Here is a 23,307-nt window from a genome sequence, read left to right as displayed (position 1 = left end):
GCGCCGCCCGGTCGTCAGGGCGCGGCCGGACCGGAGCGGACCACCAGCGCGGTCGCGATCGCGGCGAGCCCCTCGCCCCGGCCGGTGAAGCCCAGCCCGTCGGAGGTGGCCGCGCTGACGAAGACCGGCGCGCCCACGGCGGCGGCCAGCACCTGCTGCGCCTCGTCGCGCCGCTTGCCGATCTTGGGCCGCTTGCCGACCACCTGGACTGCGACGTTGCCGACCGTGAAGCCCGCGGCGCGTACGATCCGCGCGGCCTCGGCCAGCAGCGCCGTCCCGGAGGCGCCCGCCCACTCCGGCCGCCCGGTGCCGAAGTGCGCGCCGAGGTCGCCCAGGCCCGCCGCGGAGAACAGCGCGTTGCAGGCGGCGTGCGCGACCACGTCGGCGTCGGAGTGCCCGGCCAGCCCGCTGCCCTCGCCCTCCCACTTCAGGCCCGCGCACCACAGCTCGCGGCCCTCCTCGAAGGCGTGGATGTCGGTGCCGATGCCGACCTGCGGCAGCGGCGGCAGCCCGCCCGCGTACGCTCCCGGGCCGGCGGCCGGCTCGGGAGCCGGCCGCGCGCCGGGGGTGTGCTGTTCAGCAGTCATGGCCACTCCTGCGGGCGAGTACGGCCTCGGCGAGCACGAGGTCGAGCGGGCGGGTCACCTTGAACGCCTCCTCGTGCCCGGGCACCACCACGACCGGCAGGCCCAGCTGCTCGACCATGCTCGCGTCGTCGGTCACGTCCTGGGTGACGGTGGCGTGCGCCTTGGCGAGCACCGCGCGGTCGAACCCCTGCGGGGTCTGCACCGCCCGCAGCAGGGCGCGCTGCGGGGTGCCGGTGACCGCGCCGGTCTCCGGCTCGACGCTCTTGACGGTGTCGGCCAGCGGCAGGCCGGGGACGACGGCCGGGGCGCCGGCGCGCACCGCCTCGACCACGCCCTCGACGGTCTCGACCGGCACCAGGGGGCGGGCCGCGTCATGGACCAGCACCACGTCGACGTCGTCGGGCAGTGCGGCCAGACCGAGCCGCACCGAGTCCTGGCGGGTCTCGCCGCCGGGGACGACGGTGACAGTGGTCACACCGGACGCGCCGGACGCGCCGGCCAGTTCGTGGGCGTCGAGCAGCGCCCGGACCTCGGCCGCGCCGTCGGGCGGGGCGACCACCACGATGACCTGCACCGCACGGGCCGCGGCCAGTGCGCGGACGGCATGGACGAGCATCGGCACCCCGCCCAGGGTGCGCAGCGCCTTGGGCGCGCCGGGGCCGAGCCGGACGCCACGTCCGGCGGCGGGAATGACAGCGGCGGTACGCAGGTTTGTGTCCTTGTGTCAGATGGGTATCGCACTCAGAGTGCCGGGAACGGTGTTCCTCCGGACCCCTTCCGTGACCCCCGGGGGACCTTCGTGGCCACGGCACGACGGGCATGCGGCGGTATCAGCATGCCGCAGCACCCGGTCGTCCTGCTCAACCGGGTGCCGCGGCAGGTCCCCCGACGGTGGCCGGGGGGTGCGTCTGCGTAAGTCGGTACGTCACATGGGGCGGCGTGGGGTCTCACACCGGCAAGGACGCGACACGAGAACGTCCGAAAAGGGACGGTCTTACGACGCGAGGACCTCGTCGAGCAGCGTCTCGGCCTTGTCCTCGTTGGTGTTCTCGGCCAGTGCGAGTTCGCTGACCAGGATCTGGCGCGCCTTGGCGAGCATCCGCTTCTCGCCCGCCGACAGGCCGCGCTCGCGCTCACGGCGCCACAGGTCGCGGACGACCTCGGCGACCTTGATGACGTCGCCGGACGCCAGCTTCTCGAGATTTGCCTTGTAGCGGCGGGACCAGTTGGTGGGCTCCTCGGTGTACGGCGCGCGGAGCACCTCGAAGACCCGGTCCAAACCGTCCTGACCGACCACGTCGCGTACGCCGACGAACTCCGCATTGTCCGCGGGCACACGTACCGTCAAGTCGCCCTGGGCGACCTTGAGCACCAAGTAGGTCTTGTCCACGCCTTTGATCTGGCGAATTTCGATCGCTTCGATCAGCGCGGCCCCGTGATGGGGATAGACCACGGTGTCGCCAACCTTGAACGTCATGTGACAGGTACCCCTTCCGTGGCTATCCAGGGTAACACGGGAACGGCGTCTTCTGAATGGCGTTTCCGCAGGTCAGGGCATATCTCGGGGCTTGACAACCGCCCCCGGAACGTGCTGGAGGGGGCGTCGCCGACCGGGTATCCGCAGGTCGGAGCGGGTATACGCGGGGGGCGAAACGTGCCCGTTACGACCCCGAACAGCTCCGAACGCGGGTCGATACGTCCCGATTTGTCACTCCTACAGGAGTGCGTCACCGCTACGCCGTTCGGGCCGACGGCCGGTTACCGGCCGTCCGAAGATCGAATTTTGCCCGATCATGGAAAAGGCCCGCGGCACCCGTCCGGGCGCTCCGGTAATCAACCCGCCCTAATGGCGGGGCCGGTGCGCGGCCCAGCGCATGTCCTCGGTAATGTAAGGCCGCTGGAAGATCTTCCGTACCCTGCCCAAGGAGATGCCGCCGCCGTGGTCCGCAGCATCCGTCGCGGCGCTGTCGCCGCTGTACTCGCGCTCTCGATCGCGCCCCTCGCCGCCGCGTGCGCGGCCGGAACCGACGCGCAGACGCTGGGGGTCCACCCGGACAGCGACGCCGGGTCGACAGGCGATGTGAAGGTGCAGAACGCCTTCGTGCTCACCGACCCGAGCGGCCCGGCGACCGTCACCGCCCGCCTGTTCAACAACGGCTCCCACGCCCAGACCCTGCAGTCCGTGCAGATCGCGGGCACCACGATGGCCCAGCTGAAGGGCCAGCACGGGGGGTCGACGATCAGCGTGCCGGCGCACGGCAGCGTGCTGCTGGGCGGCAAGGGCAACGCGGCCGCGGTGCTGCCGGGCACCGGCGAGTCGCTGCGGGACGGCGACGTCCAGAACGCGGTGTTCTCCTTCAGCTCCGCCGGCGCGGTGAAGATGCAGGTCAACGTGACGCCGGCGAGCAGCTACTTCGCGCCGTACGGGCCCGGCTCGCTGCCCACCACCGCGGCGCCGACCACCCCGACGACTCCGGCCACGCCGAAGACACCGAAGTCCCCGTCGACCCCCACCACCGGTACGTCGGGCACGTCAAGCACGTCCGGCACCTCGGGCAGCAGCTCGTAAGGCGTACGCAGGCATGAGTAAGGGGCTCGGCACCTGGTGTCGAGCCCCTTACCGTTGCGCGGTCCGCGCCCGTACAGAGGCGGCGGGCCGGCTTACGGCTCGAACTTGTAGCCCAGGCCCCGGACCGTCACCAGGTAGCGCGGCGCGCCCGGGTCCGGCTCGATCTTCGCCCGCAGCCGCTTGACGTGGACATCGAGGGTCTTGGTGTCGCCGACGTAGTCCGCGCCCCAGACCCGGTCGATGAGCTGCATCCGGGTCAGCACCCGCCCGGCGTTGCGCAGCAGCATCTCCAGCAGGTCGAACTCCTTCAGCGGGAGGTCCACCTTGCCGCCGCCGACGGTGACCACGTGCCGGTCCACGTCCATCCGGACCGGCCCGGCCTCCAGGGCCGCCGGCGAGATCTCCTCCGGCTCGCCGCGGCGGCGCAGCACCGCGCGGATGCGGGCGACCAGTTCGCGGGAGGAGAACGGCTTGGTCACGTAGTCGTCGGCACCTATCTCCAGGCCGACGACCTTGTCGATCTCGCTGTCCTTGGCGGTGACCATGATCACCGGGACGTTGGACTTGAGCCGGAGCTGGCGGCAGACCTCGGTGCCGGGCAGGCCGGGCAGCATCAGGTCGAGCAGTACCAGGTCGGCGCCGTTGCGCTCGAACTCGTCCAGCGCGTCGGGCCCGGTCGCGGAGATCGCGACCTCGAAGCCCTCCTTGCGGAGCATGTACGACAGCGCGTCGCTGAAGGACTCTTCGTCCTCTACGACGAGTACGCGGGTCACGGGAGGACCTCCGGGGCGGGGATGTGTTCGGGGAGGGTCTGGAGGAGCTTGTCGTCCGTCGGCTCTTCGACGTCGTCGTACTGCTCGTCCGGGTCGGCGCGCTCGGATGGGTCGGAGCGGTCCGGCTGGTCGGGGCGGCGGTCGGCGCGGTCGGAGCGGTCCGACCCTGCGCCCGCCTCCGGGGAACGGCCGCGGGCTGCCTCGGGCAGGCGCAGCGTGAAGGTGGAGCCCTGTCCCTCGACGCTCCACACCGTGACCTCCCCGCCGTGCGAGGCGGCCACGTGCTTGACGATGGACAGGCCGAGACCGGTGCCGCCGGTGGCCCGCGAGCGCGCCGGGTCGACCCGGTAGAAGCGCTCGAAGACCCGCTCGCGGTCCCGCTCGGAGATGCCGATGCCCTGGTCGGTGACGGAGATCTCGATCCGGTCGCCGCCGGAGGCGGTGATCCTGCGGCCGGCGATGCCGACCCTGGTGCGGGCCGGGCTGTAGTTGACGGCGTTCTCGACGAGGTTGCCGAGAGCGGCGGCGAGCTGGCCCCGGTTCCCCCAGATGTACAGGTCGGGGGTGGTGCCGGTGGCCATGGTGATCTGCTTGGAGTTGGCCGGCTGCCGGCAGCGGTCGACCGCCTCGGCGACGAGGTCGTCCACGGCGACCGGCTCGGCGTCGACGAGGGCATTGTCGTCCTGGACCCGGGACAGGTCGATGATCTCCTGCACCAGGCTGGTCAGCCGGGTGGCCTCGATCTGCATCCGGCCGGCGAAGCGGTTGACCGCCTCGGGGTCGTCGGACGCGTCCATCACCGCTTCGGAGAGCAGCGACAGGGCGCCGACCGGGGTCTTCAGCTCGTGGCTGACGTTCGCCACGAAGTCGCGGCGCACCGCCTCGATACGGCGCGCCTCGGTCAGGTCCTCCACCAGCAGCAGCACCAGCCGGGAGCCCAGCGGGGCGACCCGGGCGGAGACCGCCAACCCTTCGCCCCGCCCGGCGCCGCGACGCGGCAGGTCGAGCTCGACCTGCCGTATCTCGCCGTCCCTGCGGGTCTCGCGGGCCATCTGGAGCATCTGGTCGACGGCCAGCCGGCCGCCTCTGACCAGTCCGAGGGCGTACGCCGCCGAGCTGGCCTTGACCACGGTGTCGCCCTCGTCGAGGACGACGGCGGAGGAGCGGAGCACGGACAGGACGGTGTCCACGCCCGGGGGGAGTACAGCGGTCATGTTGTCGGTCCGTAGCGCTTTACGGGTGGGACGGGCCTGTTCCCGCTCGCTCCACCGGAACGCGAGTACGGCGCTGGCGCCGGTCAGGAGACCGGCTATCGCGCTGGCTGCGGCCACTGCCGCGTTCACGTCCACGTCTACAGGTTAGGTGGCCTGTTCAATTGCTTTACAACCCTCGGAGCGAGCTCTCGGATGTACGTTGCCAAGAGTTCACCTTGACGAGGGTCTGGATTCACCTGCGATGCGCGGCCGGTACGCGTACGGCCATCAGCGTGTGAGCGTGGAGGAGAAGCCTCTCTTTTGAGCACACGTTTCGGCCACGGCATGTGTGCCCTCGGCCTGTACGGAAGGAAAGCGATGCGGGACGCATACCACGAGGAGCTGGACTCGATCGGTGACGGGCTGGTCGAGATGGCCCGGCTCGTCGGGTCCGCGATAGGCCGGGCCACCACCGCGATGCTGGACGCGGACCTGAAGGTCGCCGAGAGCGTGATCGCCGCGGACGAGAAGGTCGACGACCTCCAGCGGGAGCTGGAGAACCGCGCGATCACGCTGCTCGCCCGGCAGCAGCCGGTCGCCACCGACCTGCGGATCGTCGTGACCAGCTTGCGGATGAGCGCCGACCTGGAGCGCTCCGGCGACCTGGCCCGGCACGTGGCCAAGCTCACCCGGCTGCGCTTCCCGGAGACGGTCGTGCCCCGGGACCTGCACAGCACCATCCTGGAGATGGGCCAGCTCGCCCAGCGGCTGATGGCGAAGGCCGCCGAGGTGATCATCACCAAGGACGTCGACGACGCGCTCCAGCTGGAGGCGGACGACGACCGCATGGACGAGCTGCACCGCACGCTCTTCCAGCACCTCCTGGACGACCGCTGGAAGCACGGTATCGAGACCGCGGTCGACGTCACCCTGGTCGGCCGGTACTACGAGCGGTTCGCCGACCACGCGGTGTCGGTAGCCAAGCGCGTCGTCTACCTGGTGACGGGCGAGCACGCGGACGAGCTGAGCCCGACGCCGAGCGCCGACGGCGCGTAACGCCGGCCCGGGTTCGCCCGGCCCGGGTTCGCCCGTACGGGGGACGGGTGCGCGGGGGACGAGCGGGTGGGCGGGCCGGAGAGTGCGCGGGGAGAGGTTCGCGGAGGGGGTCGGGACATGCCTCGGGAGGGCCTCGGGCAGGGGGCGCGCGAGGCGTGGGCGCGTTGCCCGGGATGCCCTCGTGCGCCCTTGAAACACCGGTACGCGCCGGGTTCACTGGTGGTCAGGCCAGCCTGAGGAGGGTGTCACCGATGCCGCAGTCCCCCACTCCACCGCCCGCCCGCGACCTCGACCACCGCACGCCGGGCGCGGCGCCGCCACTGCGCACCCCGCTGCCCCTGGTCGCCGCCTGCGGCTGCGGTTCGGGCTGCGGCTGCGGCTGCCAGTCCGGCAGCCCCTGCCAGTGCAGCGGCTGCTCCCACTAGCTCCGACAGCTTCCCCGGCTCCCACGAGAGCGCGCGCCCGGTTCGCACCGCCGAACGGGCAGCGCGGGCCCCGCCTGGGCGACCAGGCGGGGCCCGCGCGCTTCGGTCCCGGCGGGTCCGGCGTCAGCCGCGCGCCACGTTGGCGGTCAGCCGCCTCAGCAGCTCCTTGATCTGCGCGGTCTCCGCGGCGTCGAGCCCCATCGCGCCGCTCATCGCGACCGGCACCCCGGCGGCCCGCTCGCGCAGCCGCACGCCCTCGGCGGTGAGGGAGACCGTCACCGAGCGCTCGTCGTCGGGACGGCGCTCGCGCCGCACCAGGCCGTTGGCCTCCAGCCGCTTCAGCAGCGGGGTCAAGGTGCCGTAGTCGAGCTGGAGCGCGGCGCCGAGTTCCTTGACCGCCACGGCTTCGTGCTCCCAGAGCACCAGCATCACCAGATACTGGGGGTAGGTCAGCCCGAGGGAGTCGAGCAGCGGCCGGTAGCGCGCGGTGACGGCGCGGGAGGCCGCGTAGAGGGCGAAGCACAGCTGGTCGTCGAGGAGCAGGGTCGCGGGCGCGGCTTCCGCGGCCGATTCCGCCGCCCGTTCGGCGGCGTCGCTCACCGCGGCCGCCGCCTGCATGTCGCTGTTGGCCATCGCGTCTCCTCCGTTGATCTCGCGGCCCCAGGCTACTGCTCGGCACGCAGCCGATGACAGAGCACACCATTCACCTTGCCACGATCGAACATCACACACTTAACTTGTGCACTAGGCAATCGTGTCGTATCTTCTTGCTTGCAAGGTTCCGCAGAGGACGGGGCCCGAACCGCAGGAGTACGCCATGACCACCACACCCGCCGCGGGCGCCAGCGACTACACCCCCGAGGCGCCGGTGCTCGAACCGGCCGCCGCGGCCTTCGCCGAGGCCACCTCCAAGCCGCCATTCCTCTACCAGCTGCCGCCGGCCGAGGGCCGCGCCGCCGTGGACGAGGTGCAGTCCGGCGACACCCCTAAGCTCGCGGTCGACGAGGAGTGGGTGACCGTGCAGGGCGGCCCGACCGGCAGCGTGCGGGCCCGCATCGTCCGCCCGCAGGGCGCCAAGGGCCAGCTCCCGGTGATCCTCTACATCCACGGCGCCGGCTGGGTGTTCGGCAACGCCCACACCCACGACCGGCTGGTGCGCGAACTGGCCGTCGGGGCCGGCGCCGCCGTGGTCTTCCCCGAGTACGACCGCTCACCCGAGGCGCGCTACCCCGTCGCCATCGAGCAGAACTACACCGTCGCCCGCTGGATCGGCACCGACGGCACCGGCCACGGCCTGGACCCGGCCCGGATCGCGGTGGCCGGCGACTCGGTCGGCGGCAACATGGCCGCGGCCCTCACCCTCCAGGCCAAGGAGCGCGGGGACGTCCGGCTGCGCCAGCAGGTCCTCTTCTACCCGGTCACCGACGCCTCTTTCGACACCGCCTCCTACCACCAGTTCGCCGAGGGCTACTTCCTCGCCCGCGAGGGGATGAAGTGGTTCTGGGACCAGTACACGACCAGCGAGGCGGAGCGCGCCGAGATCACCGCGTCGCCGCTGCGGGCCACCACCGAGCAGCTCACCGGCCTGCCCCCGGCCCTGGTCATCACCGGCGAGGCCGACGTGCTGCGCGACGAGGGCGAGGCGTACGCGAACAAGCTGCGCGCCGCCGGCGTCCCGGTCACCGCCGTCCGCTACCAGGGCGTCATCCACGACTTCGTGATGGTCGACGCTCTGCGCGGGACCCACGCCGCCGAGGCCGCGATCACTCTGGCCGCCACCACCCTCCGCACCGCCCTCCACGCCTGACGCCGAACCGTGTCCCCCTCACACACACGAAAGCCCCCGCCCCGCGGACGTATCCGCGGGGCGGGGGCTTTCGGGGCGAGGGGTTACTTCTTGCCCTGGTTCTTGACCGCTTCGATGGCGGCGGAGGCCGCGTCCGGGTCGAGGTAGGTGCCGCCGGGGGTGACCGGGCGGAAGTCGGCGTCGAGGTCGTAGGCGAGGGGGATGCCCGTGGGGATGTTCAGGCCCGCGATGTCGGCGTCGGAGATGCCGTCGAGGTGCTTGACCAGGGCGCGCAGCGAGTTGCCGTGGGCGACGACGAGCACGGTCCGGCCGGTGCGCAGGTCCGGGACGATGCCGTCGTACCAGTACGGGAGCATCCGCTCGACGACGTCCTTGAGGCACTCGGTGCGGGGCCGCAGCTCCGGGGGGATGCCGGCGTAGCGCGGGTCGTCGGACTGGGAGAACTCGGCGCCGTCGGCGAGCACCGGCGGCGGGGTGTCGTAGGAGCGGCGCCACAGCATGAACTGCTCCTCGCCGAACTCCGCGAGGGTCTGTGCCTTGTCCTTGCCCTGGAGCGCGCCGTAGTGCCGCTCGTTCAGCCGCCAGGAGCGCCGCACCGGCACCCAGAGCCGGTCGGCTGCTTCCAGGGCGAGCTGCGAGGTGCGGATCGCGCGCTTGAGCAGGGAGGTGTGCAGCACGTCGGGCAGCAGACCGGCGTCCTTGAGCAGCTCACCGCCCCGGACCGCCTCCTTCTCGCCCTTGTCGTTGAGGTTGACGTCCACCCAGCCGGTGAAGAGGTTCTTCGCGTTCCACTCGCTCTCGCCGTGGCGGAGGAGGATCAGCTTGTACGCAGCAGCCATGCCCCCGAGCGTAATGGAGGCCGGGCGGCACCCTTCGACCGCCTCGGCCGCCTCGGCCCGACGGCCTCCGTCCGCCGCCCGCCGTACAGCTACGGTTACGGCTACGGCTCCCGTGACGGCTCCGGCTCGGTGAGGTGGGCGAACGCGTCGAGGTTGCGGGTGGACTCCCCGCGGGAGACCCGCCACGCGTACTCCTTGCGGATCGCCGACGCGAAGCCGAGTTCGAGCAGCACGTTGAAGGGGCCGTCGGCGTTCTCCAGGACCGCGCCGAGCAGCCGGTCCACCTCGTCGGGGGTGACCGCGGCCAGCGGGAGCCGGCCGGTGAGGTAGACGTCGCCGAGCCGGTCGACGGCGTACGCGACGCCGTACGTGCGGAGGTTGCGCTCCAGCAGCCAGCGGTGGAAGGCGTCGTGGTTCTCGTCGGGGTGGCGGATCACGAACGCGTTCAGGGAGAGGGTGTGCTCGCCCACGATGAGCTGAGTGGTCGTCGCCAGCTTGCGGGTGCCCGGGAGTTGGGTGACATAGGTGCCCGGGCGGGGCGACTCCCACGGGAGTTCGGCCTCGCGCAGCGCCTGCTCCACCGCCGCACGGGCGCGGGCGGCGGGCGAGGACGGCGCGGGGGGCTCGGACCGTTCGGGGCGGCCGGACTGGTCGGGCCGGTCGGAACGCTGGGGCGGCTCGGGGGAAGCGTCAGCCATGCGCCGATCGTAGGTGACGGCGGTACTCCTGCTGCGCTGCCGCGTACACCTCGGCCGTGTCCGCCGCCGCCGCGCCCCACCCGAACCCGCGGGCGTGCCGGGCCGCGGCCGCGCCGAGGCGGTCGGCCAGGTGCGGGTCGTCCACGAACCGCCGCAGCGCCTCCGCGTAGTCCCGAGGGTCGTGCCCGGGGACGAGGAAACCGGTACTGCCGTCGGCGACCGCGACCGGCAGCCCGCCGACCGACGCGGCGACCACCGGGGTGCCGCACGCCTGCGCCTCGATCGCGACCAGCCCGAACGACTCGCTGTAGGACGGCATGACCAGCACGGTCGCCGCGCGGTACCAGTCCGCGAGCTGCTCCTGCCCGACCGGCGGCCGGAAGCGTACGACGTCGCACACCCCGAGCCGCGCCGCCAGCTTGTGCAGCGCCTCGGGCTTGGCCAGCCCGCTGCCGCTGGGGCCGCCGACGATGGGCACCACCAGCCGCTCGCGCAGCGACGGGTCCCGCTCCAGCAGCACCGCGGCCGCGCGGACCAGGACATCCGGCGCCTTCAGCGGCTGTATCCGGCCGGCGAAGAGCGGGATCACCGCGTCCTGCGGCAGGCCGAGCCGCTGCCGGGCGGCGGCCCGCCCGCCGGGCTCGGGCCGGAAGCGGTCGAGGTTCACCCCGGGGTGGACGACGGCGACCTTCGCGGGCTCCGCGTCGTAGTGCCGCACGAGCTCGGCGGCCTCCTCGTCGGTGTTCGCGATCAGCCGGTCCGCGGCCGCCACCACCTGCGTCTCGCCGATCACCCGGGCGGTCGGCTCGGGCGCGTCCTCGTCGGCCAGCGCCGCGTTCTTCACCTTGGCCATGGTGTGCATGGCGTGCACCAGCGGCACGCCCCAGCGCTCGGCGGCCAGCCAGCCGACGTGGCCGGAGAGCCAGTAGTGGGAGTGCACCAGGTCGTAGTGGCCCGGGCGGTGGCCGGCCCACGCCTGCATCACGCCGTGGGTGAACGCACAGAGCTGCGCGGGCAGGTCCTCCTTGGCGAGTCCCTCGTACGGGCCCGCGTCCACGTGGCGCACCAGGACGCCGGGGGCCAGCTCGACCGCCGCGGGCGCGTCGCCGGTGGTGGCCCGGGTGAAGATCTCGACCTCGATGTCCCGCTCGGCCAGCCGCCGGGCCAACTCCACGATGTACACGTTCATTCCGCCGGCGTCGCCGGTGCCCGGTTGGTGCAGGGGCGAGGTGTGCACGCTCAGCATCGCCACCCGCCGCACCCGGCGCCCGCCGGTCCACCGCTTGTGGAGGGCTCCCCTGCGGGCGGCGAGCCGTGACGTCTGCGTGGTCACCATGCGATCCTTCCGGCAGCCGTACGTACGTCGTCAACCCCCGACAACATCGGAACGCCCGGTTCCATTTCCGATCATGGGAACCGATGTCCGGTCGTTACTTGGGGGCCGTCCCGGCATCCCGCCTTCCCGACTTCTGCGCCTTCCCCGTCTTCCCGCCCCGCCCGGACCCTGCACGTGCACACCGCTCTACGCTCTTTTCATGAGCGGCGGGCGCGTGAGCGGCACGGTGGGCACGGTGACCAGGGGCACCACCAACCCCAACCGGCTGCGCCGCATGGACCGCTGGATCGCCGCCACCCTCGCCCGGGAGCTGCGCGGCGCCGCCGACCCGCTCGCCGTCGACCTCGGATACGGCGCGGCGCCCTGGACCGCCGTGGAGCTGCTGGCCCGGCTGCGGCAGGTGCGGCCGGCTGCCGAGGTGGTCGGCTTCGAGATCGACCCCGCCCGGGTCACCGCGGCACTCCCCTATGTCCGCGACGGCCTGACCTTCCGGCACGGCGGCTTCGAACTGCCGCTGCCGGCCGGCCGCCGTCCGCTGCTGATCCGCGCGGCGAACGTCCTGCGCCAGTACGACGAGGCCGACGTGGCGGGGGTGTGGGAGGCGCTACGGGCCCGGCTGGCGCCCGGCGGCCTGCTCGTCGAGGGCACCTGCGACGAGATCGGGCGGCGGCACGTCTGGGTCGCGCTCGGCCCCGAAGGCCCCCGCAGCCTCACCTTCGCGACCCGGCTCGGCTCGCTGCACCGGCCGTCCGACCTGGCGGAACGGCTGCCGAAGGCGCTCATCCACCGCAATGTGCCGGGCGAGCCGGTCCACGCCTTCCTCACGGCGTTCGACCGCGCCTGGGCCACTGCGGCGCCGCTGTCCGCGCTGGGCGCCCGGCAGCGGTGGATCAGGGCGGTGCGAGACCTGCGGGAGCAGGGGTGGCCTGTGCTGGACGGGCCCGGGCGGTGGCGGCAGGGGGAGGTCACGGTGGCATGGGAGTCGGTGGCGCCGGGCGGGTGAACAGGCGGGTCATCGGCTGGGCGCGGGGGCGCCTGAACGGGCCCTGCGCGGGCGGTGCGGGTGCGGGCGCGGGCGGCCCGCATGGCGGGGCGGGCTGTCCTGAGGAGCCGCGTGGACCCGGAACAGGGTCGCGTTCGCCACACGGTTGCACCTGGCACGCGTGACCTTGGTCATGCGCGGATACCCCCATTGGCTCCCAAACCGCCCGTCCGGACCGGCATATGCCGCCCGACATTCACTTTGGGCACTCCCTCACCGTCCGGTTGAACCACTAGGGTCGCCAGACCGAGACCTCAGGGGGAGGGAAGGAGCCGAGTGATGTCCGCTGCACGGCGCGGCACCGAACGGCCCTCGGACGCCCGCTGCGGCGTCCAGGGCCGCGCAGGCGTGCCCGCGGACGCCTCGACACGGCAGGCCGCACCCTCCGCCGCCCCGGCGACCGTTCCTCCGGTGGCCGCTCCTCCAGCGACAGCAGCGGTCGGACATGCGGCGCCGGGCCCCGACGGCTCCGAGCCGTCGCTCACCCTGCCCCGGCAGCGCGACGACACCGTCCCCGACCAGCTCGTCCTGACCCTGCTGGTCATCGGCGACGACCCGGCCGGGGCGTTCACCGCGCCGTACTTCCAGGAGCCGGGCGGCCCCCGCATCCGCCTGCTGCGGGCACGCAACCTGACCGCGGCGGGCCGGCTGCTCACGGATGACGTGCACTGCATCCTGCTCGACCTGCCGGACGTGCTCGACGGCCTCCAGCAGGTGACGCGGTTGGCGCCGGGCACCGCGGTCCTCGTCCTCACCGAGGGCACCGACGACGGGGAGGCGGCCGCGGAGGCGGTCCGGATCGGCGCGCAGGACCACCTCGCCCGGGACAGCGTCGACGGCGCCACCGTCACCCGCGCCGTGCGCTACGCGGTGGAACGCAAGCGCGCCGACCTCGCGCAGCGCCAGCTCACCGAGACCCGGCTGCTCGCCCAGGAGAACCGGCGGCTGGAGCGCGGACTGCTGCCCGTACCGCTGCTGGAGGGCGCCAACGGGCTGCGGTTCGCGTCGCGTTACCGGCCCGGCCGCAGCCGTGCCCTGCTCGGCGGCGACTTCTACGACACGGTGCGCACCACGGACGGGACCGTGCACGCGATGATCGGCGACGTGTGCGGGCACGGCCCGGACGCCGCCGCGCTCGGCGTGGAGCTGCGGATCGCCTGGCGGGCGCTGACCTTCGCAGGGCTCGGCGGCGAGGAACTGCTGCGCACCTTGCAGAACGTGCTGGTGCACGAGCGGGCCGACGACGAGATCTTCGCGACGCTGTGCGCGGTCGACCTCGCGCCGGACGGCCGTTCGGCCCAGCTGCACCTGGCCGGGCACCCGACACCGATGATCGCCGGGCCCGGGCGGGCGCCGGCGCTGCTGCCGTACGAGGCGGGCGGGCCCGCGCTCGGGCTGCTGCCGGACGCCGAGTGGGAGCGGATCAGTGTGCGGCTGGACGGTGAGTGGTCGCTGATGCTCTACACGGACGGCCTGATCGAGGGCCGCATCGGCCAGGGCACGCAGCGGCTGGGCCAGGAGGGCATGATCGGGCTCGCCGGGGAGCTGATGGCCGCGGGGCTCGGCGGCGAGGAACTGTTGGACGCGACCATGGCGAAGGTGCGGGAGCTCAACGGCGGGGAGCTGACGGACGACGTGGCTGTGGTGCTGCTGGAGCGGCAGGCGTAGGAGCGCCGGTCGGCGTAGGGAGCCAGTCGGCATAGGGAGCCGGTAGGGCTTCTCCAGTGCGAGCGGTGGGCGCTCGCCTCAGCGGCGGCCGTTGTACGGGCCGTACGGACCGTCGCTGCTGCTGCCCCTGCTGCCGCCGCCGCGGCGCCCGAAGCGTCCGCCGATGCCGCCCGCACCGCGCCCGCGGCCGCTGACGGCACGGACCGCCGGGCGGACGTCCACCATGTACACGATCACGGCGATCAGGCCGATGACCGGCAGGAACGACATGATGCTGAACAGCTTCATCACCGCGGCCGCGATGCCGAGGATGATCAGCCAGAACGCCTTGGTGTTCTTGTCCGCCGCTCGGTAGGCGTCCTCACGGCGGATCGCCGCGTCGACGAACGCGAAGAGCGCGAAGAGGAAGAGCGCCAACGAGATCAGGCCGAACACCGAGAAGAACGCTGTGATCAGTATGTCGTCCACCGCCTCAGTCACTGTCGGGTCATTGCCACCGTACCGGTCCTACCCGCTGAACGGACCGGGCGCGCCTTCGGTGCCCGGTCCGTCGCTTCTCCGCCCGGCTACTCCGTCGGCTTCTTCGGAGTGGTGCGGCGCTGGGCGGCGGGCTTCTTCGGAGCGGCCGGCTTGGGCGCCTCCGAGTCCGACGCCGACCCCGCCTTGGCGGACCGCGGCTTCGCCTTGGCCTCGGGTGCCGCGGCGGACGGGGGCTCCTCGGCGGCCTGCCCCTTGGCGGGCTCCTCCTGGGAGGTCTCGCCCCGCCACTTCGCGACGGCGTCCTTGCCACGCTCGGCCAGCTCGTCGTACGTCTCGCGGGTGCGTACCGCGTACTCGGCCGCGCGGCCGACGCCCTGGAGCGCCAGGCCCTGCACGGACTCGCCGATCTTGCGGAAGTCCGGGCGCAGTTCCTTGAGGTCCTTCAGGTCCAGGTCGGAGAAGGTCTCGTTGAACTTGCTCTGGGCGTCCCTGGCTCCCTCGGCGACGCGCTGCTGCACGTCCTTCGGGTCCGTCGCCCGCAGCTTCTCGAAGTGCCCGGGCGCCTGCTCGCGGAGCTTCTCCAGCATCCCCGGCACCTCGCGCAGCTTCTCCGCGGCGAGGTCGGCGGTGCCCGCGACGGCGTACAGCGGGGTCGGGTTGCGCAGGCCCTTCACGATGTCGTCGGTGATCGTCATTGCTCTCAGCCCTCTTCTTCCTTGCTTCGTCGCTTGCTCGTCGCTTGCTCGGCCGCCCGCTCCGCAACCACCGAGGCGGCTGCTTCGTCGCGGTCCGCCGCCGATACGGGTCCGGCGCCGTCGTCCCCCTCCGGCGCCGCGGCGTTCTCCTTGCGGAAGGACTCGTAGATCTGGATCAGCACCTGCTTCTGGCGCTCGTTGATCGACGGGTCGGCCAGGATCGCCGCGGGTACCTCCAGCTCGTCCCGCTCCCGTGCGTCGAGGATGCCCGCCTGCACGTACAGCGTCTCCGCCGATATCCGCAGCGCCTTCGCCAACTGCTGGAGGATCTCCGCGCTCGGCTTGCGCAGCCCGCGCTCGATCTGGCTCAGATACGGGTTCGACACCCCCGCGGCGTCAGCGAGCTGCCGCAGACTCAGCCGCGCCCCGCGCCGCTGCTCCCGCAGGAACTCCCCCAGCTCCCCCACCTTCAACGCACCCATGCCCCCACCATGCCCCACCCCGCTAACTTTTGCAAGCATTCTGCTTGCAACTGTTCCCCCCACCGCTCCACTGCCCGCACGCGCGGGAGGCGGCGGCGCACGTGCGCGGGCCACGCCCCCGACCGCGCCAAAACACCAGGGCGACGCATTCTGTTGGTGGATCAACCGGTGCGGCTTCCGGCGCCGAATCAAGGCGGCTGTCTGGTGCCGAGTGCGATGTTCTCCTCCTACGCCTGCCCGCCCGCGGCTCCGGCGACGACGTGCTGGTCTCGGTCTTCCGCGTCGCTGCTGCTCTGGACCGCAGGGTTCTGGACTGCTCGGAGGGCGACCTGATCACCCAGGAGGGCACTTCGGGCTGGCGCGCCTTCCAGGAGTTCCGTGACCGCGTGGTGGACCTGACCTCCTGAAGTCGGGCGGGTCAGCCATGGCCGCCTGCGGCTTCCGGGGCGGAAGGGTTGTCGCTCGCCGGCGAACAGCGGACCGGCATCACCGGCGACCGGGATGCCCGCAGGTGGCTGCGGCGGTGTGTGGGGGGGGGATTTCGGGGGAAGCGGGGGGCGTGGCACCGTGGGCGGATGGGTGTGGAGCAGAGGGTGGTGGCGGAGGACGGGGTGGGGTTGTGGGCGAGGCGGGACGGGGTGGGGGACGGGGTGGTGTGCTGTCACGGCGGGCCCGGGTTGTGGGACTTTCTCGGTGATGTGGCCGGGCTGCTGGCGGACCGGGCGGCGGTGTACCGGTGGGACCAGCGCGGGTGCGGGCGGTCGGAACGGCGGGGACCGTATTCGTTCGCACGGTCGGTGGCCGATCTCGACGCGGTACGGCGGCACTTCGGGCGGGAGCGGGTGGCGCTGCTGGGCCACTCGTACGGGGCCGATCTGGCGTTGAGGTACGCGCTGGCCCATCCGGAACGGGTGAGCGGGCTGGTGTACGTCTCCGGCACCGGGATCGACGACCGGGACACCTGGCGGCCGGCCTACCGGCGTAACCTGCGGGCCAACCTCGGTGCGGACCTGGGCCGTTGGGAGGAGCTGGGCGGACGGGAGCGGACGGCGGCCGAGGAGCGGGAGTGGTGCGTGCTGCAGTGGTCGGCCGACTACGCCGACCGGGAGCGCGCGGTGGCGCGCGCCGAGGCGTCGGCCACGCCCTGGTTCGGCGTGAACCACGCCTGCAACGCGGCCCTCAACGCCGAGACGGCCCGTAGCGCGGGCACCGCCGAACTGCGGTCGGCCTGCGCGGCGTTGGATGTGCCGGTGCTGATCGTGCACGGCACGCGCGACATCCGGCCGAGTTGGGCGACCGACTCGCTGGCGCGGGCCCTGCCCCGGGCCGACCGGGTGCTGCTCGACGGTGCGGGCCATCTGCCGTGGGTGGAGCGGCCCGAGGAGTTCCGGGCCGCCGTCGGCGACTTCCTGGCCGGGCGGGGCCCCGGGCCCGGGGCCGCCCGCCCCGGGGCCGCGCACCCCTGAAGACGGCGGCCCCGGTCCGTACGGCACGCGGCTACCCCACCTCCCGGCTCAGCTCGGCCGGCGCGTCCAGCCGGGTCAACTTCCGCGGGTTGCGCACCGCGTAGACCCTGGTGACCCGTCCATCCGCCACCGCCAGCCCCAGGGCGGCCGGCTCGCCGCCGACGTCGATCCGCCCCGCGGGCGCGCCGTTGAGCCAGACGGTCGCCGCGGTGAACCCGTCGGCCGCCCCGTGCGCGCGGGCGAGCAGCGCGGCGACCAGTTCGGCGCCGCGGACCGGTGTGAGCGCGGCCGCCGCGATCCCGCCCCCGTCCGCGATCATCACCACGTCGGGCGCGAGGACCGCCATCAGGTCCTCCAGCCGCCCGGTGCCCAGCGCGGCCATGAACCGTTCCACCACGGCCTGTTGCTCCGCCGGGCTGACCTCGACCCGCGGCCGGCGGGCCGCCACGTGCTCCCGGGCCCGCCGCGCGATCTGCCGGACGGTTGCCGCCGGCTTCCCGACAGCCGCGGCGATCTCCCCGTACGGCAGCTCGAAGACCTCGCGGAGCACGAACACCGCCCGCTCGGCCGGCCCGAGGGTCTCCAGCACGGTCAGCATCGCCATCGAGACGCTCTCGGCGAGGACGATGTCGTCGGCGACGTCGGGGGTGGTCAGCAGCGGCTCCGGCAGCCACTCGCCCACGTACTCCTCGCGGCGGCGGGACAGGGTGCGCAGCCGGTTGAGCGCCTGCCGCGTGACGATCCGGACGAGGTACGCGCGCGGGTCGCGGACCTGCGCGCGGTCGGCGGCGGACCACCGCAGCCAGGACTCCTGGAGCACGTCCTCGGCGTCGGCCGCCGACCCGAGCATCTCGTAGGCGACGGTGAACAGCAGGCCGCGGTGGGCGGCGAACGGGTCGGCCGCGGAGGGGTCGGCGAACGGGTCGGCGGTCACCGCGGGCGGGCGGCGGCGGGCGCCTGCGGGCGGGCGGCCAGGGGGACTTCGCACGCCGCGGAGTAGCCCTGCGACCGGATGCCGAGCGCGTTGTTGCTGCGGGTGGCGAAGTTGGCGAAGGCGATGGCGGCGGTGAGTTCGACCATCGCGGCCGGGCCGAGCCGGTCCAGCAGCCGCGCGGACAGCTCGTCGGTGACGGTCGGCGGGGTTGCCGTCATGGCCTCGGCGTACTCCAGCACGTCGCGCTCCAGCGGGGTGAAGACGTCCGCCTCGCGCCAGCGCGGCACCTGGCTCGCCTTGGCCAGGTCCAGGTCCTGGTGCGCGGCCTGGAAGTAGCCGATGTCGAGGCACCAGCCGCAGCCGACCTGGGCGGCGACGGCCATGTGCGCGAAGGTCTTCAGGCCCGGGTCGGCCGCGTCCCACCGGGCCAGCCGGTCGCCGAACTCCAGGTTGTCCCGGGCGACCCGCGGGCTGTGCCAGGTCACCTCGACGGGCTCGGGCACGCTGCCGAGCTGCGCGGTCAGCTGCTCCCGCAGCTCGGCGGGGAGTTCGGCCTTCGGTACGCGTGGCGCCATGGTGTCCTCCTTGGACGGCTGCCGGTTCGGAGTGGTTCGGCATGAAGACACCGCTCGGGCCGCGGGTGTGACAGGCGATGACGGTACGGGGCCGGGTCCGTCATGAGTTCAGCGTAGTGGCGCGCTGCGGCGGGTTCGGGCTGTACCACCGCTGTGAGCTGCGGCGACACGGCAAAAGGGGGCATGGCGCGCAGGCCGTCGGCTGGCCCGGTGCGGCGGCCGCCCGCAAGGTGGGAGCGCGGGCGGGCGGTACGGCAGGACGCGGCAGGCGTACGGCACGGCATCGGCAGGCGGCAGGCGGCAGGCGGCAGTGCACGCTGGAGCGGAGCGGGCGGCAGGGATGGACGAGATCTGGGTTCTGGGCGCGACCGGCCGGACGGGCCGCGCGATCGCCGCGAGGCTGGCGGCGGAGGGCGCGCCGCTGGTCCTGGTCGGGCGCGACGCCGGGCGGCTGGACACGGTGGCCGCCGAGGTCGGCGGCATGTCGCGGACCGTGGTGATCGGCCGGGCCGGGGGAAGGCACGGGGGTGCCACCGACACCGCGGGAACCAGCGGCACAAGTGGCAGCAGCGGCACCATCGGAACTACCGGCACCGCTGGCACCGTCGCCGCGATCGCCGAAGCGCTCGGGGCGGCCGGGCGGCCCGCGGTCGTCGTGAACACGATCGGCCCGTTCACCGAGACCGCGGTGCCGATCGCCCGGGCCTGCCCGCCCGGCACCCACTACCTCGACCTGGCCAACGAACTCCGTGCGGTGAGCGGGCTGTTGGACCTGCACGCGGAGGCGGCAGCGGACGGCCGCTGCCTGGTGACGGGCGCCGGGTTCGGGGTGCTCGCCACCGAGAGCGTGGTGCTGAAGATGTGCGCGGGCCGGCCCGCCCCCGTCCGCGTACGGGTCGACGCGCTGCCGGCGGCCGGCGGCCGGTCCGGCCCGGTCGGCGCCGCCCTCGCGGCGAGCGTCGTGGACGCGATCGCGGTCGGCGGGCGCCGCTACGAACGGGGCCGGCTGGTGCGCGCCCGGCTCGGTGGCGACTTCGCGCGTTTCACGCTGCCCGACGGTTCGGCGGCCCACAGCGCGGGCGGACCGTCGGGCGAGTTGGCGGCGGCCCACCGCGCCAGCGGTGCGCCGTTCGTCGTCGCCGCGTCGGGGATGATGCCGACCGGGCGGGTGCTGCGCGCGGTGCTGCCGACCGCGGCACGGCTCCTGGCGTGGCGGCCGCTCGGCGCCGCGGTGAAGCGCCGCTTCGCCCGGGTGCAGGCCGAACCGGCCGAGCGGCGGCGGGAGTTCTCCTGGGCGCGGGCCCTGGTCCGCGACGCCGACGGCCGCAGCCGCACGGGGTGGCTGCGTACCGGTGACGGCATGGGCTTCACGGCCGCGGTGACCGCCGAGGTCGCCCTACGCCTCGCCCGCGGTCAGGGAAAGCCCGGCGCCCACACCCCCGGCGCGCTCTTCGGTCCCGAGCTGGCGGAGGCGGCCGGTGCCGTCTTCCTCCTCGACGAGCCGCACCCTGGGCCGTAAGTCCGTTGCCCGGTCCGGCTGTTGTCCGCAGGCAGCGCACGACCGCGGCCACAGGGCGCTCTTGACACCATCGGGGCCGCCGCCGACGCTGGGGCGGGGCGCGCCACTGCCGACGAACGCGCCGCCAACTCCCGTGCACAGCAAGCGCAGCAGACGCAGCAGACACAAGCACGCACGCACAGCAGAGGGCAGGCAGAGAGCAGGCAGCGCGCCGCCGCGCACACGCCGGCACGGCCGTGTGGCGGGACGGCGGGCGAGGGCAGCGAAGGAGCGGTCATGCGGGGGCCAGACGCGTTTCCGACGGTGGCGGGGGTCGCCGCGGCGGCCCGGCTGCTGACGCTGCGCCACCCCGACCTGTGCCGGATGCGGCTGGCGGGCGAGTCCCGGTCCGGGCAGCCGCTGTGGCTGCTGTCCGTCGGTGCCCCCCGCGGCTGCGACCGCCACATCCTGGTGGTGGCCGGTGCGAACTGCGACGAACCGGCGGGCGGCGGCGCCGTGCTGTGGCTGGCCGAACAGGCCGTCCATGACCGGCGGCGGCTCAAGGAGGCCGGGCTGACCTGGGACTTCCTGCTCTGCCTGGACCCCGACGGCGCGCTTTTGAACGAGACGGGACCGGCCGGTCCGCGCCCGCCCGCGGTGCACTTCCGCCACACCTACCGGCCCGCGAGCGACGAACACCCCTATGCGGCCGACTCCTTGCTCGCGCCGTCCGGCCGACTCCCCGAGGCGCTGGCGCTGTCCGCGCTGGTCGCCGATCTGCGGCCGGTGCTGCGCTGCTCGCTGCACAGCAACGACGTGGGCGGCGCCTGGGTCCGGCTGTCCGCCGAACTGCCCGGTCTGGCCGAGCCGTTCGGGAAGAGCGCGGCTGAACTCGAGGTACCGGTGCAGACCGGTACGTACGAGGCCCTGCCGGCACAAGGTGCGGGGCCGGGGGTCTTCGTACGGCCGGGCGCCCGGGAGCTGCCCGGCGGGCCGGAGGTGCGGGTGGAGGTGCCGATGTGGGCGACCCGGCGGGTGGCGTACGCCGAGCCGCACCCGGACCCGGAGTACGCGCTCGCCGTGCTGGCGGCGCGGCTGCGCAACGAGGGGGCCACCGGGGAGGAGGCGTTCGAGCAGGCGCTGGAGCTGCTGGGGGGCGCCGCGCGGGGGCCGTTGCTGCGGGCCGCGCGGCAGGCGGTCAGTGCCTGGGAGGCGCTCGCGGCGGACTTCGACGAGGTCGGGCGGCAGTCGCCGGTGCCGCTGACCATGGCGCATGTCGCCGCGTGCGACATCGCCGCGCGCCGGGCGCCGCTGCGGGCGGCGGGGATGCTGCTGCGGCTGCTGGACGAGGCGCGGCTGGACGAGGACCCCGACAGCGGGCCCGCGCGGCTGCGGGCGCGGCTGGAGCGGCGCCTGGACGCCGGGGCGGCGGACCTGATCGCGGCGATGGACGCGACGTGGGTGCCGATAGCCGAGCAGATGGAGTTGCAGGCGCGGACGGTGCTGGCCGCGGTCGCGGCGCTCGGGTGAGCGCTGCCGGGCCGGCGGGCCTGCGCGGGGTCCGGTGGCGGCTACGGCGGTCTTGACAGGTGGGCCGGGGGATCGCAACCTTGGCGAGGCATCGGGCAAATCGGCGGTTACCCCGTCAACTCAGCGGCGGGCCAGTCCTTTTGGGTACCCGGCCGGGTGCCCGCTCGTATACAGGTCGGATGCAGCGTCGGGGTGCCGGCCCGGTGGGGCGGCGCGGGCGGTTCGGACAGCGAGGAGATCCCGTGGCGACGTCGACCGGCGGAGCGTGACTTCGGCGATGGCGGACGCCTATCCGAGTGTCGCGGGAGTCGTGGCGACCGCGGCGGCCTTCGCCGCCTTCCATCCGGGGTTGTGCACCCTGCGGGTCGTCGGCAGGTCGCGGGCGGGCCGCCCGCTGCACCTCCTGACCGTGGGGCGCGGCCGGCGGAACGTCCTGGTGGTGGCCGGGCCGCACTCGGACGAGCGGGTGGGCGCGGCGACCGCGCTCAGGCTCGCCGAACAGGTCGCGCACAATCCGCTGCTGCACTCCGGCGTGGACGTCTCCTGGCACCTGCTGCTGTGTCTGGACCCCGACGGCGCGGTGCGCCACGAGGCCGGGCCGGTGATCCGCCGCACCCCCGCCGCCCACTTCCGCCACGCCTACCGGCCGCCCCCGGAGGAGCAGCCGGAGTGGGCCCCGTCGATCCGGGCGCCGGAGGCCCAACTCCCCGAGTCCCAGGCGCTGATCGACCTCATCGACGAGCTGCGCCCGGTGCTCCAGTGCTCGCTGCACGCCAATGACCTCGGCGGCTGCTGGGTGCAGTTGACCCGGGACATCCCCGGACTGGCCGAGGCGCTGGGCAAGTCGGCGGCCGAGCACGACGTGCCGGTGCAGACCGGCACCTATGACGCGCTGCGGTGGACGGTGTCGGGTCCAGGTGTATATGTGCTGCCCGAGCCGGGCGGGACCGCCCCGGCGGCGCCGCCGTCAGCGGAACCGGCAGCGGACCCCGTGGAGAACCCGGCAGCGGACCCCGAAGCCGACCCCGCAGCGGACCCCGCGGTCGGCCTCGCGCGCTCCACCTGGCTGCGGCCGCACCGCCACGGCGGCATGACCGCGCTGTTCGAGGTGCCGATGTGGACCGCCCGTACGGTGGCCGACCCGGCGCCCTGCCCGGACCCGGCCCCCCAACTCGCCCGGATCGGGCGCCAGTTGCGCGGCCACGCGAGCCGGGTGGAGGTGCTGCTCGCCGAGGCGCGGGCGGTGCTGCCCGCTGCCTCCCCCGAGCGCGCCCACCTGCTGCGGGTGGTCGCGAAGCTGGCCGCCGCCTGCCCGCAGGTGGCCGCGGAGTGGGAGCGGCTGCCGCCGGACGCCCTGCCCCCGGGCACGCTGCCGCTGACCGCCGCCCATGTCGCGGCCCTGGACATCGCGGCCCGCCGGATTCCGCTGCGGGCCGCGGGCACGCTGCTGCGGCTGCTCGACGGCTGCCCGGGCCCGGCCGCCGCCGAGGTCAGGGCCGCGGCCGGGCAGCAGTTCACCCGGTGGGCCGACGCGCTGGCCGCCGGCCACGACCCGGTGTGGGTGCCAGTCGAGCAGCAGGTACGGCTCCAGGCCGCGGCGGTGCTGGCGGCCTTCCGACTGGCCGTCGCCGGGGAGTGACGGGACCGCGAAGGC

At 73.8% G+C, this 23,307-nt stretch carries 25 protein-coding genes; 11 read left to right on the top strand and 14 right to left on the bottom strand.

Annotation, left to right across the window (positions count from 1 at the left end; genetic code table 11):
- Positions 1 to 14: 14 nt before the first annotated feature.
- The 3 genes from ispF to WA788_RS26510 form a co-directional block, all read right to left on the bottom strand.
- Positions 15 to 587, bottom strand: coding sequence for a 2-C-methyl-D-erythritol 2,4-cyclodiphosphate synthase (ispF, locus tag WA788_RS26520; protein WP_335981314.1), 573 nt, complete (start codon positions 585 to 587; stop codon positions 15 to 17).
- Complete coding sequence (gene ispD / locus WA788_RS26515; protein ID WP_335981408.1) at positions 577 to 1,296, bottom strand: 2-C-methyl-D-erythritol 4-phosphate cytidylyltransferase; 720 nt, start codon at positions 1,294 to 1,296, stop codon at positions 577 to 579. The genes ispF and ispD overlap by 11 nt, the downstream gene beginning before the upstream one ends.
- Before the next feature lie 285 nt (positions 1,297 to 1,581).
- Complete coding sequence (locus tag WA788_RS26510; protein ID WP_103889522.1) at positions 1,582 to 2,064, bottom strand: CarD family transcriptional regulator; 483 nt, start codon at positions 2,062 to 2,064, stop codon at positions 1,582 to 1,584.
- Positions 2,065 to 2,526: 462 nt separating this feature from the next.
- Here WA788_RS26510 and WA788_RS26505 point away from each other — a divergent pair, with 462 nt between their 5' ends.
- On the top strand, positions 2,527 to 3,156 hold the full coding sequence (locus WA788_RS26505; protein WP_335981309.1) for a DUF461 domain-containing protein: 630 nt from the start codon (positions 2,527 to 2,529) through the stop codon (positions 3,154 to 3,156).
- A 92-nt stretch (positions 3,157 to 3,248) separates the two neighbouring features.
- On the opposite strand, the gene WA788_RS26500 is transcribed toward WA788_RS26505, so the two are convergent.
- Together WA788_RS26500 and WA788_RS26495 are read right to left on the bottom strand one after the other, a co-directional pair.
- Positions 3,249 to 3,929 carry a response regulator transcription factor gene (locus tag WA788_RS26500; protein WP_031525271.1) on the bottom strand — a complete coding sequence of 227 codons (681 nt, stop codon included), beginning with the start codon at positions 3,927 to 3,929 and terminating at the stop codon, positions 3,249 to 3,251.
- Positions 3,926 to 5,278 (bottom strand): sensor histidine kinase, encoded by a 1,353-nt coding sequence (locus WA788_RS26495; RefSeq protein ID WP_335981305.1) that lies wholly within the window; start codon positions 5,276 to 5,278, stop codon positions 3,926 to 3,928. The genes WA788_RS26500 and WA788_RS26495 overlap by 4 nt, the downstream gene beginning before the upstream one ends.
- 222 nt (positions 5,279 to 5,500) lie before the next feature.
- Here WA788_RS26495 and phoU point away from each other — a divergent pair, with 222 nt between their 5' ends.
- Together phoU and WA788_RS26485 are read left to right on the top strand one after the other, a co-directional pair.
- Positions 5,501 to 6,178 carry a phosphate signaling complex protein PhoU gene (gene phoU, locus WA788_RS26490; RefSeq protein WP_335981302.1) on the top strand — a complete coding sequence of 226 codons (678 nt, stop codon included), beginning with the start codon at positions 5,501 to 5,503 and terminating at the stop codon, positions 6,176 to 6,178.
- A 251-nt stretch (positions 6,179 to 6,429) separates the two neighbouring features.
- Complete coding sequence (locus WA788_RS26485) at positions 6,430 to 6,603, top strand: hypothetical protein (protein WP_335981300.1); 174 nt, start codon at positions 6,430 to 6,432, stop codon at positions 6,601 to 6,603.
- A gap of 123 nt (positions 6,604 to 6,726) precedes the next feature.
- Here WA788_RS26485 and WA788_RS26480 read toward each other — a convergent pair whose 3' ends face one another.
- Positions 6,727 to 7,236 (bottom strand): MarR family winged helix-turn-helix transcriptional regulator, encoded by a 510-nt coding sequence (locus WA788_RS26480; protein WP_335981298.1) that lies wholly within the window; start codon positions 7,234 to 7,236, stop codon positions 6,727 to 6,729.
- A 184-nt stretch (positions 7,237 to 7,420) separates the two neighbouring features.
- On the opposite strand from WA788_RS26480, the gene WA788_RS26475 reads away from it, so the two are divergent.
- Positions 7,421 to 8,410, top strand: a complete 990-nt coding sequence (locus WA788_RS26475; RefSeq protein WP_335981296.1) for an alpha/beta hydrolase — start codon at positions 7,421 to 7,423, stop codon at positions 8,408 to 8,410.
- Between the two features lie 83 nt (positions 8,411 to 8,493).
- Here the strand turns inward: WA788_RS26475 and WA788_RS26470 are convergent, their stop codons facing one another.
- The 3 genes from WA788_RS26470 to mshA all read right to left on the bottom strand — a co-directional run bounded on the left by WA788_RS26470 (position 8,494) and on the right by mshA (position 11,280).
- Positions 8,494 to 9,249, bottom strand: a complete 756-nt coding sequence (locus WA788_RS26470; protein ID WP_335981295.1) for a phosphoglyceromutase — start codon at positions 9,247 to 9,249, stop codon at positions 8,494 to 8,496.
- Between the two features lie 101 nt (positions 9,250 to 9,350).
- Positions 9,351 to 9,947 (bottom strand): YbjN domain-containing protein, encoded by a 597-nt coding sequence (locus tag WA788_RS26465; protein WP_335981293.1) that lies wholly within the window; start codon positions 9,945 to 9,947, stop codon positions 9,351 to 9,353.
- A complete protein-coding gene (mshA, locus tag WA788_RS26460) occupies positions 9,940 to 11,280 on the bottom strand; it encodes a D-inositol-3-phosphate glycosyltransferase (RefSeq protein WP_435132814.1) in 1,341 nt (446 codons plus the stop codon). Before mshA ends, WA788_RS26465 begins: the two co-directional genes overlap by 8 nt.
- A gap of 202 nt (positions 11,281 to 11,482) precedes the next feature.
- On the opposite strand from mshA, the gene WA788_RS26455 reads away from it, so the two are divergent.
- Positions 11,483 to 12,286, top strand: coding sequence for a class I SAM-dependent methyltransferase (locus tag WA788_RS26455; protein ID WP_335981289.1), 804 nt, complete (start codon positions 11,483 to 11,485; stop codon positions 12,284 to 12,286).
- 318 nt (positions 12,287 to 12,604) lie between these two features.
- Positions 12,605 to 13,993: a PP2C family protein-serine/threonine phosphatase gene (locus tag WA788_RS26450; RefSeq protein ID WP_335981287.1), complete on the top strand. Its 1,389-nt coding sequence runs from the start codon at positions 12,605 to 12,607 to the stop codon at positions 13,991 to 13,993.
- Positions 13,994 to 14,071: 78 nt separating this feature from the next.
- Here the strand turns inward: WA788_RS26450 and WA788_RS26445 are convergent, their stop codons facing one another.
- The 3 genes from WA788_RS26445 to WA788_RS26435 all read right to left on the bottom strand — a co-directional run bounded on the left by WA788_RS26445 (position 14,072) and on the right by WA788_RS26435 (position 15,650).
- Positions 14,072 to 14,452, bottom strand: a complete 381-nt coding sequence (locus WA788_RS26445; RefSeq protein WP_335981406.1) for a DUF2516 family protein — start codon at positions 14,450 to 14,452, stop codon at positions 14,072 to 14,074.
- A gap of 107 nt (positions 14,453 to 14,559) precedes the next feature.
- On the bottom strand, positions 14,560 to 15,168 hold the full coding sequence (locus tag WA788_RS26440) for a hypothetical protein (RefSeq protein WP_335981286.1): 609 nt from the start codon (positions 15,166 to 15,168) through the stop codon (positions 14,560 to 14,562).
- Positions 15,169 to 15,173: 5 nt separating this feature from the next.
- Positions 15,174 to 15,650 carry a helix-turn-helix domain-containing protein gene (locus WA788_RS26435; RefSeq protein WP_335981284.1) on the bottom strand — a complete coding sequence of 159 codons (477 nt, stop codon included), beginning with the start codon at positions 15,648 to 15,650 and terminating at the stop codon, positions 15,174 to 15,176.
- 260 nt (positions 15,651 to 15,910) lie between these two features.
- Between WA788_RS26435 and WA788_RS26430 the strand changes: the two genes are divergently transcribed.
- Positions 15,911 to 16,057, top strand: coding sequence for a hypothetical protein (locus tag WA788_RS26430; protein WP_335981282.1), 147 nt, complete (start codon positions 15,911 to 15,913; stop codon positions 16,055 to 16,057).
- Positions 16,058 to 16,225: 168 nt separating this feature from the next.
- Positions 16,226 to 17,116: an alpha/beta fold hydrolase gene (locus WA788_RS26425; protein WP_335981280.1), complete on the top strand. Its 891-nt coding sequence runs from the start codon at positions 16,226 to 16,228 to the stop codon at positions 17,114 to 17,116.
- Between the two features lie 31 nt (positions 17,117 to 17,147).
- Here WA788_RS26425 and WA788_RS26420 read toward each other — a convergent pair whose 3' ends face one another.
- The gene (locus WA788_RS26420) at positions 17,148 to 18,050 is read right to left on the bottom strand and encodes an RNA polymerase sigma-70 factor (protein WP_335981403.1); all 903 of its coding nucleotides are present in this window, start codon (positions 18,048 to 18,050) and stop codon (positions 17,148 to 17,150) included.
- Positions 18,047 to 18,625 carry a carboxymuconolactone decarboxylase family protein gene (locus WA788_RS26415; protein ID WP_335981278.1) on the bottom strand — a complete coding sequence of 193 codons (579 nt, stop codon included), beginning with the start codon at positions 18,623 to 18,625 and terminating at the stop codon, positions 18,047 to 18,049. The genes WA788_RS26420 and WA788_RS26415 overlap by 4 nt, the downstream gene beginning before the upstream one ends.
- 340 nt (positions 18,626 to 18,965) lie before the next feature.
- Here WA788_RS26415 and WA788_RS26410 point away from each other — a divergent pair, with 340 nt between their 5' ends.
- From WA788_RS26410 to WA788_RS26400, 3 genes are all read left to right on the top strand, one after another.
- Entirely contained in the window at positions 18,966 to 20,144 is a 1,179-nt protein-coding gene (locus WA788_RS26410; protein ID WP_335981276.1) for a hypothetical protein, read from the top strand.
- Between the two features lie 276 nt (positions 20,145 to 20,420).
- Positions 20,421 to 21,653, top strand: a complete 1,233-nt coding sequence (locus WA788_RS26405; protein ID WP_335981274.1) for a M14 family zinc carboxypeptidase — start codon at positions 20,421 to 20,423, stop codon at positions 21,651 to 21,653.
- Between the two features lie 265 nt (positions 21,654 to 21,918).
- Positions 21,919 to 23,292, top strand: a complete 1,374-nt coding sequence (locus tag WA788_RS26400; protein WP_335981271.1) for a M14 family zinc carboxypeptidase — start codon at positions 21,919 to 21,921, stop codon at positions 23,290 to 23,292.
- The last annotated feature ends 15 nt before the right edge of the window (positions 23,293 to 23,307 follow it).

The sequence above is a fragment of the Streptomyces sp. CA2R106 genome (assembly GCF_037034245.1).
Lineage (GTDB): Bacteria > Actinomycetota > Actinomycetes > Streptomycetales > Streptomycetaceae > Actinacidiphila.
This window is presented reverse-complemented; position numbering and strand designations above follow the sequence as displayed.